Below are 8,822 nucleotides of genomic sequence, written 5' to 3'. Positions count from 1 at the left end.
CACGGATCGTCCAGGCGCATGGCCAGCTGCTCGGCGCTGGCCGCGTCCTTCGACCCCGAGCCTTCGAATCCCGCGCCGCAGCCCGTCATGCCCGCCGCCAGCACCGCGGCCCCGCATACGGCCGCTGCCGTCCTCTTCATCATCGCTCCTCCTTTTCGCACGCCCTACCGGGGGCTTTCCCAACCGTCGGGAACCGCGTAGTCGTGACACGCGTTGCAGTACATATACGACGATCCATGCGCGCCGTGGCAGTTGCTGCAATCGATGGCCTCGCCCTGATGCGACGCATGCGGGTTCACCCCCGCCTCGCCTCCCCAATCCTCGGTGGCGGCCTTCACGTCTTCCCAATCATGGCAGCCGGCCGATGCGCACATCTTCTTATCGGCCGTCACGCCATGGGTAGTCAGATGCCCCGTCTCGTCAGTGGCGAAATCGCCGCGCACCCACGACAGCCCTTCGGCGACCTGATCGGACAACTTCGCCTCGTGGCACTTCAAACACGTAACGTCGGCGCGCTCGTGGGCGTTCGCCATAAGCGTCGCGTCGTTGAAGTAGCCGTCCACGTAGACGTCCATCGGATCGTGGCAAACGGCGTTGCAGAAGCTCGGCTGCTCGTGCCAAACCCAGAAACCCGCGCCCGCCGCCACGACGACCGCCGCGATCACGCCGACCACGATAGGCCAGCGCCTCCCTCTCCGCTTTCCGCTCGGCTTGCTCTCCTCCATGACCCCTCCTTCTCGGTTTCGCGTCCGCTGCTCCGCGATGCCCTCGGCATCGGATCGCCCGACGCCGCCTCGGCCGAGATGCGGCCCTGCGTCCGCTTGCTCCCTCATTAGTTCATCTGCGTTCTTTTTTCGTTTCACAAATGAACTTAATGACCTGCATGCTAGCATCCTCGCAGGCAAAGAGGAAGCCGCGGTTGACGGCTTCGCGCGTTTCGTCATTGCCGTCGCGGACGCGCGCGCTTCGCCGCTTACGTCCCCCTCTTCGTTGACGAATCCCTGAAACTGTCTATTGACGCTCCGTCAACCAGGGGCGTATGCTGCGCTCATCAGGGGATCGAACGAAACACGCCGCCATGGCGGCGAACCGCAGGATCGTTCAAGCGAACGGGGCAAGGAGGGCGGCATGGCAACCTCGAACGAGAAGGCGCGCAACGCGGCATCGGCCGAGCGTCGAGCCGACATCGTGGCCGCGGCCCGCGAGCTGTACGAGGAGCAGGGGCTCTCGAAAACCTCCGTGCAGGACATCACCAACCGCATGGGCGTGGCGCGCTCGCTGTTCTACCATTACTTCCCTGACAAGGAGGCCGTCACCTCGGCCGTCCTCGACGACTACGTGGCCGACTTCATCGAGGCCACTCATTACTGGAACGCGCAACGGCACCCGGGCGACATCGAAAGCGCCCTTTCCAGCGTCGTAAAGCTCATGCGCCTCGGCGTGTTCGAGCACGACGCGTTCCGCCGCTCGCTGGCCTCGCACGAGAACGCGGCGCTTTACATCGACTTCGTGAACCGCGTGGCCGACCGCGTGGCCACGTACATCGTGGACACCACGGTGCGCGACTACGGCGCGCTGCACGAGATACGCATCGAGCACGTCTACGAGACGTTCTACGTGCTCATCTTGGGCATCGTCGGCTACCTGCGAACGCATCCGGACGTCGACGACGAGGTGCTGAAGGATCTCATCGCCCAAACGCTGCACATGGACCGCGGCGCGAACGGCGCACCCGAAAGCGGATAGAACCTGCGCAGGCGAACCCGCATGCAACGGTATCGATAATCTCATCTGAAGAAACAGCAGGCCGGAAGGCGGCCTGTGCGAAGCGTACCCTGAAGAAGGAGGGTGTCATGCTGTTCCAAGTCTACGGGGAGAACGCCCTGTACCAATGGCTCGGCTGGGCCATCGTGTTCATCGGGTTGATCCTCATCAACGAAGTGGCGCGCCGCACGAAGGCGGGCGGCGTGTTCTGCTTCATCGTGCTGCCCGTCGCGTTGACGGCGTACTTCGTCGCCATTTCCATCGGCGCCGGCATCGGCCAGCAGTGGGCGCTCGACAACCCCACGCACGTGCACATGAACAGCTGGTTCCACTACGCGAAGCTCTACGCGGCCACCATCGGGTGCATCGGCTTCATGGCCATCAAGTACTCGTGGGGCGCTATCGGCAAGGCGCACTGGTTCAAGTGCTTCCCGTTCGTCATCGTGGCCATCAACATCCTCATCGCCGTGGTCAGCGACTTCGAGAGCGCCATCCGCGCCTGGGGCACCACCTGGGTGTCCTCCGAGGGCGTCACGCTGTACGGCGGTTGGCACAACGTGTTCAACGGCGTGGCGGGCATCATCAACATCGCCTGCATGACCGGCTGGTTCGGCATCTACATTTCCAAGAAGCGCCAGGACATGCTGTGGCCGGACATGACCTGGGTGTTCATCATCGCCTACGACCTGTGGAACTTCTGCTACACCTACAACTGCCTGCCCACGCACTCCTGGTACTGCGGCCTGGCCCTGCTGCTGGCCCCCACCGTGGCGGCGTTCTTCTGGAACAAAGGCGGCTGGATCCAGAACCGCGCGTTCACACTGGCCATCTGGTGCATGTTCGCCCAGTGCGTGCCGGCGTTCCAGGACTACAGCGTGTTCAGCGTGCAGTCGGTGAACAACCCGAACGTGAACCTGGCCGTGTCCGTCATCGCGCTTCTGGCCAACATCGCCGCGTTCGCCTACATCATGTACCGCGCCAAGAAGCTCAAGGTGAACCCGTACATGAACGAGGTGTTCGCCGGCACGAAAGACTACGACAAGGCCATGGCGCGCCGCGCCACCCCCGCGGAGCTGGCGGAATCGTAAGAAACCAGAAACCGATCCATGTTTGGGAAGCGGCCCGCAAGGGCCGCTTCTTTTTCGTCCGCCGACGCGTCTCGGCTTGCTACAATGAGGTTTCGACCGTACAGTGCGCGAAGAGGAACCTATGCAGTCCATACCCCAGCTCGTCAACGACCTCGCCTTGCTGCTCGCCGTGGCGGCGGTGGCCACCATCGTCTGCCGGCGTTTCAAACAGCCGCTCGTGCTGGGGTACGTGGTGGCCGGATTCCTCGTGAGCCCCGCTATCGGCTGGATCCCCAACATCGTGGAGACGGCCGACGTGTCCACCTGGTCGCAGATCGGCGTCATCTTCCTCATGTTCGGCCTGGGACTGCAGTTCAGCGTGGTGAAGCTGACCACCGTGGGCCGTCCGGCGCTCGTCACGGCCGTCGTGGAGATGTCGCTCATGATAGCGGCAGGGTTCGCCTGCGGCACGCTGCTTGGCTGGTCGCCGTCAACCAGCCTGTTCCTCGGCGGCATGCTGGCCATCTCGTCGTCCAGCATCATCGTGAAGACGTTCGGCGAGCTGGGCCTGCGCACCAAGGCCTTCGCCCAGCTCGTGTTCGGCGTGCTGGTCATCGAGGACATCGCAGGCGTGTTCCTGCTCGTGGTGCTGTCCACGGTGGCGGTCAGCGCGTCGGTGGACGGCGGTGCGGTGGCCGTGCGTATCGGACGCATGGCGCTGTACCTCGTGGTATGGTTCGCGCTCAGCGTCATCCTCGTGCCGAGCGCCCTCAAGCGCCTGCGTTCCGAGCTCAACGACGAGATCCTGCTCATCGCGTCCATCGCGCTGTGCTTGGGGATGGTGGTTCTGGCCGACGCCATCGGGTTCTCTTCGGCGCTGGGCGCGTTCCTCGCCGGATCCATCCTGGCCGGCACCGTGCAGGCAAAGCGCGTCGACGCGCTGTTCAAGCCCATCAAGGATCTGTTCGGAGCCGTGTTCTTCGTATCGGTGGGCATGCTGGTCACACCCGCGGCCGTGACGGAGAACCTGGGAGCCATCGTCGTCATCGCCTTGGTGGCCATCATCGGACGCTCGCTGTTCTGCGGGTTGGGCGCTCTGTTGTCGGGGGCAACGCTGAAAACCTCGGTGATGAGCGGGCTCAGCCTGGCGCAGATCGGCGAGTTCTCGTTCATCATCGCCGCGCTAGGATCGGCGACGGGCGTGACTCCCGACTTCCTCTACCCCGTCATCGTCACCGTGTCGGTGGCGACGACGCTCGCCTCGCCTCTTCTGGTGAAGAATTCCGAACGCATCTACCACCTCCTCGTGCGCGTCTTGCCCGAAAGCCTGTTCGCACTGCGCCATGAGCATCTGGAGCGCGCGCAGGAAGAGGACGGCGAACCGAACTTATGGGTGGACTACCTCAAACGCTGGACGCTCAAGCTGGGGCTCGTGGTGCTGGCCGGCATCGCATCGGTGGAGGTGCTCATGAACACGGCCCTTCCTTTGCTGTCGGGTTTCGTGCCGGAGGCCGTTCTCAACCCGTTGCTTGCCGCGGTGGGCATCTTCGTGACGGGACTGTTCCTGTCGAACCTGTTCTACACGGGACGAAAGAACGAGTTCGGCGTGCTGTGGATGAAGAGCCGTCGAAACCATGTGCCGTTGGCCGTCCTGATGCTGGCGGGCGGCGCGGCGTCCTGCGGCGTGGTGGCCTACATCGTGCATGCGGCCGGCGCGCGCCAATCGGTGTGGATGTTCGTTCTGGCGGCGACGTGCTCGCTGTTGCTCGCGCGCTCGCGCACGCTGCATTCGTGGTTCCTCAAGCTGGAGACGAGCTTCGTCGGCAACCTCAACGAGTCCATCCTGGCCGAGCGCCTGGCGGAATCCGACGAGGAGGAACGCGCCGGGTGGGTGGAGGAGCGCCTGTACGTGGTGGAGGTCGAAGCGTCGCGCACGCTGCGCCGATTGGGCGCCGAGCGGTCGAGCGACTTCCTGTTCGGCATAGCGCACAACCTGGATCTCATGGCCATCGAGCGCGAGGGCGTGCGCATGGGATCGCAAGCGCTCGCGCGACTGACCAAGGAGGAGCTTGTGCGGCGCATCAACGACCCGGCCGACCCGCTGGGCATACGCGAGGGCGACGTGCTGACGTTCCTCGGCACCGAGAACGAGGTGGACGCCTACCTGCAAACCCTGCTCAAGGAGGACTCCATCGACGAGGCCGATGCCGTCAGCGCATCGTTCGACGAGTACGCGGCCGCGCACCCCGACAAGTTGGATCTCGCATGCGTGTCGCTTTCCGTGGAAGCGGGCTCGCCCTTCGCCGGCAAGACCATCGGCGCCGTCGATTTCAAGGGCTCCTTCGGCTGCCTCGTCGTCGCACACGAGCATGAGAAGCTGCTCAAGATGAAGCCGAGCCGCAACACGCGCCTGTTCCCCGATGACCGCATCTGGCTCGTGGGCGAAACGGCGGCCGCCCAAGCGCTACCGGAAAAAGACGGTGCCGCATGACCGGAGCGCGAAGATCCATGCACTTGGCAGATAGGTACAAGCGAGAAGGATTCGACATGAGCCAGCCATCCGCATTCGAACAAGTTTGTTTCGTAGCCTTTTTCGCAACCTTGCCACTCTACTCCCCGAACATGATATTCAGCCCCGACTTGGCAGGCTTCGACTTGGCCATGCCGTATTTCGTCCACTCCACGTTGGCGAGCGCCATGGTCGCCGGCATGGCAGCCGCGTGCATCGCGCTGTGCGCGAAAGAACCAAGTCGGATAACATTCCTAACTCCTCTTCGAATGACGATCGTCGCGCTTCTCTACCTGACGGGGCTTTTCCTGCTCTTCGCTTCCCTTCTTCTCCCCGGAGTTCCGGTCGAATTGTGCTCCTTGCTCGGAGGAACGCTCTGCGGAACGACGACCTTGCTCCTTTGCATCGCTTGGGGAAGCGTATTCTCCACCCTCACGTTCCGGGAAGCCCTCATTCGCCTGAGCGTCCTGCTGGCCATCTGCGCGCTCATCAATACGGGATTCGTTTACATGGGTCCCGAAACCGGGGTCGCGAGCTTTCTTCTGCTCAGCATTCTCGGACTCGTGCCCCTGCTGATCCGCTCTACGCACGGCGAGTTCGTTCGCCTGCTGAACGTGCAACGCGATGCGAAAAGCCAAGATTCCACCGTGTTCCACTCCTTCTTCTCGGTCGCCCTCGGTCCGTTCGTGGGTTTTTTGCTGTTCGCCTTGACGATGGCGGTACGCAAGATCGCGGTTTTCGGCAACATGTACGCCGAAAGCATCGGCACGATCCTCGCCGTCGTCTCGGTTCTGCCTTTATGGCTTAGGAAGTCGGACAAGCCTCTTTTGCCGTTCGTGTTCCAAATATACCTGCCCATCTTCGCCGCCATATTGTTGTTTCTCAGCAGCTTCCCCACAGGTCATGCGGTGCACAGCATCGGCATGATCGGCATTTACGTGTTCTTCGGCGCTATAGGGGTGCTTGCGCTGGCCTCGTTCTGCGCGATCGCGCACGCGCAAGAGTTCTCGGTGCCTCTGATCTTCGGTAGCTCGATCTCCGCTTTTTGCTTGGTTTCGATCATCGGCTTGCATTTCGGCGATCTTGCGGGCATCAGCGGGAACGAGGAAGCAGTATTGCTTGCGCTTTCCACCCTGTACTTCATCTCGTTGGTTCTGGTGCCCAATATACGCTCGTGGAAAACAATGTACCTCCCTTCGCAGCAGGCGAACAAGCCGAACCTGCTGTCGGACTTGGAAACATGCTGCAATCGGGTTGCCGACAAGGGCGGCCTGTCGAAACGCGAGAGAGAGGTGCTCTTGTTCCTAGGGCGCGGCTACTCCCCCGCCTACGTCGCAAAGAAGATGTTCTTGTCCGACTCCACCGTCCGCTCCCATATCAAGAGCATCTACAAAAAGCTGGACATCCACTCGCGCGAGGACCTTCTGCAGCTTATAGAAAACGAGAACGAGCCGTCTTCGATGACGGATTTCTAAAACCGGAGACTCGTCGCCCAAGCAGCTTCGCTCCGGCGAACCGGCGAACGCCATAAGCGTTTCACCTCGTGTTTTGCGTAATTCCCCAAAAACCGCGATGCTTTCCAGGCGCTTTGCAAGGACTCTTTTCCCAATTCCCTCAATATCGCGATTCCGAAAAAGAAGCGGTTTGCGTAGTCTTTGCCTTGCTGCCCGGCTTGAAGGCAAACCGACCGGCAGCATCTTTCGTGTTAGCTGTTGAGATGAACGGAGAGAGGGATGGATAGGCGTAGTTTCATCAAAGGCGCAGCGCTTGCTGGCGTAGGAACCGTAGGAGCGGGTTTCTTGGCGGCGTGCTCGCCGAACGGAAAAACGGACAGCGACAAGTCCGATGAGAAGAACGTATCCGACGGCAGCGCGACGGAGGGCGCAATCTCTTGGCGGACGCCGCAAGATTACTCCGCGCAAGCAAGCGAAGCCGGTGATTACGATGCGGTCGTGGTGGGCCATGGGTACGCGGGCGTAACCTCGTGCCGAGAGCTGTCCGAGCAGGGTTACCGGGTCGCCCTTCTCGAGTTCCAACCCGAAGAAACGTACATGGCAACGGGCAACGAGAGCTGTGGCGTCAACTCGAACCTTGTCAACAAGATCACCGAAGGCAACCAGTACCATGATGTCGGCCCGGTCGAGTACTACCAGAATTGGATGACCATGATCGGCAACCAGGGCAACCCCGGGCTCATCATGAGGTACTGCCAGAACATGGGCGATAACATCGATTGGTGCTACGACAGCCTGACCGATTCGGACATCGCCACCTTGAGCCATAGCGGATCCCCCGCAGCAGGCGAAACATGGCCGCACCTGCTGCCCAATATCGGACCCATCAAGTTCTACCCCGGCGTCATATCCGCATATGCGGAAGAGTGTAATCAGACCAAGATCCAGGGATACAACCGCGAAAAGGCGAAAGCCGCAGGAGCGGAGTTCTTCTTCAACACGCGGGGACTGCAGATCCTGCAGGACAATGGCAAGGTGTCCGGCGTCATCGCCGAGAACCGGGCCGACGGGTCGTACCTCAAGTTCGGCTGCAAGGCCGTGGTGGTGGCCACGGGCGGCTTCGCCTACAACGAGGAAATGCTCAACGACCTGATGCCCGACATCAAGAACAACATGATCGAGGGAGAAGCTTGGAAAGATGCCTTCGGCAATGAAAGGTTCGTCGGGGACGCCTCGAATTGGCAGTATCAAGGCGACGGCATCAAGATGGCTCATTGGGCGGGAGCTCATTTGGAGAGCATCATCCCCGGCATGAACGCCAAGCACATCCAAGCACCCACTTCTATGAACAACTTCCCTCAAGCTGTATGGGTCCGCTCCGATGGCAAGCGCTTCATGAACGAGTTCTACCCCGTTGTCGAGCAGCGCGGCGTGCCGAACGTGTATCTGCCCCGAGAGCCCATCTCCTGCGTGTTCGATTCGAACTTCCCCGAGTACCGCCAGTACACCGTGCCGCAACACGGCATGTTCAGCCCGACAACGTCCGCGATCGAAGAGCTAAAAACAGGCATGGACAAGGCTTATCAGAAGTTCAAGGGAACCTGGGTCGAGCCCGAATCCTCCAAGGAGGACAACCAGGCTGGAGCGATGTTCGCAGCACCGGAATTCATCGCGGACGACACGCTGGAGGGCCTGGCGAAGCAGCTCGGGCTCGAAGGCGATGCTGTCGAGACGTTCGTCGCGGAAATCGAGAAGTACAACAAGTTCTGCGAATACGGCATCGACGAGGATTTCGGTCGCTACGCGGAAGTGCTCTTCCCCGTCAAGGATGGTCCGTTCTACGCGCTCGCGGGCAATCCGGGACTTGGCGAGATCATGAGCACCTGCGGCGGAATCATCACCAACGCAGAGCAGAACGCCCTCGATGCCAACTTCGAGCCGATTCCCGGCCTGTACGTTTCCGGCAACGATTGCGGTCGTCGTTTCGGCGTGGAATACATCACCCCCACGCCCGGCGTAAGCCTCGGC

6 protein-coding genes and 1 pseudogene are annotated in these 8,822 nt (G+C 61.6%); 5 read left to right on the top strand and 2 right to left on the bottom strand.

Annotated features, from left to right (window positions below; genetic code table 11):
- Positions 1–143 (bottom strand): annotated as a pseudogene (locus ACMO6A_RS05990) (FMN-binding protein); the annotation flags it as partial.
- Positions 144–164: 21 nt separating this feature from the next.
- The gene (locus ACMO6A_RS05985) at positions 165–725 is read right to left on the bottom strand and encodes a cytochrome c3 family protein (protein ID WP_009609114.1); all 561 of its coding nucleotides are present in this window, start codon (positions 723–725) and stop codon (positions 165–167) included.
- 403 nt (positions 726–1,128) lie between these two features.
- Between ACMO6A_RS05985 and ACMO6A_RS05980 the strand changes: the two genes are divergently transcribed.
- The 5 genes from ACMO6A_RS05980 to ACMO6A_RS05960 form a co-directional block, all read left to right on the top strand.
- Positions 1,129–1,746: a TetR/AcrR family transcriptional regulator gene (locus tag ACMO6A_RS05980; protein ID WP_009304476.1), complete on the top strand. Its 618-nt coding sequence runs from the start codon at positions 1,129–1,131 to the stop codon at positions 1,744–1,746.
- 107 nt (positions 1,747–1,853) lie between these two features.
- On the top strand, positions 1,854–2,852 hold the full coding sequence (locus tag ACMO6A_RS05975; protein ID WP_009304477.1) for a DUF5692 family protein: 999 nt from the start codon (positions 1,854–1,856) through the stop codon (positions 2,850–2,852).
- Positions 2,853–2,973: 121 nt separating this feature from the next.
- The gene (locus ACMO6A_RS05970) at positions 2,974–5,322 is read left to right on the top strand and encodes a cation:proton antiporter (protein WP_009304478.1); all 2,349 of its coding nucleotides are present in this window, start codon (positions 2,974–2,976) and stop codon (positions 5,320–5,322) included.
- Complete coding sequence (locus ACMO6A_RS05965) at positions 5,319–6,815, top strand: response regulator transcription factor (protein ID WP_227111331.1); 1,497 nt, start codon at positions 5,319–5,321, stop codon at positions 6,813–6,815. The genes ACMO6A_RS05970 and ACMO6A_RS05965 overlap by 4 nt, the downstream gene beginning before the upstream one ends.
- 258 nt (positions 6,816–7,073) lie before the next feature.
- On the top strand, positions 7,074–8,822 hold a 1,749-nt coding region (locus ACMO6A_RS05960; RefSeq protein WP_418470899.1), incomplete at its 3' end, for an FAD-dependent oxidoreductase.

The organism is Eggerthella sp., from assembly GCF_048329335.1.
In the GTDB taxonomy this organism is placed as follows: domain Bacteria; phylum Actinomycetota; class Coriobacteriia; order Coriobacteriales; family Eggerthellaceae; genus Eggerthella; species Eggerthella lenta.
Note: the sequence above shows the minus strand (reverse complement) of the source record. Positions and strands in the feature narration are given on the sequence as shown.

What these genes read in the sequence shown, in the direction of transcription:
- ACMO6A_RS05985 (WP_009609114.1), bottom strand. Translation starts at nt 725, where the DNA reads ATGGAGGAGAGCAAGCCGAGCGGAAAGCGGAGAGGGAGGCGCTGGCCT.
- ACMO6A_RS05980 (WP_009304476.1), top strand. Translation starts at nt 1,129, where the DNA reads ATGGCAACCTCGAACGAGAAGGCGCGCAACGCGGCATCGGCCGAGCGT.
- ACMO6A_RS05975 (WP_009304477.1), top strand. Translation starts at nt 1,854, where the DNA reads ATGCTGTTCCAAGTCTACGGGGAGAACGCCCTGTACCAATGGCTCGGC.
- ACMO6A_RS05970 (WP_009304478.1), top strand. Translation starts at nt 2,974, where the DNA reads ATGCAGTCCATACCCCAGCTCGTCAACGACCTCGCCTTGCTGCTCGCC.
- ACMO6A_RS05965 (WP_227111331.1), top strand. Translation starts at nt 5,319, where the DNA reads ATGACCGGAGCGCGAAGATCCATGCACTTGGCAGATAGGTACAAGCGA.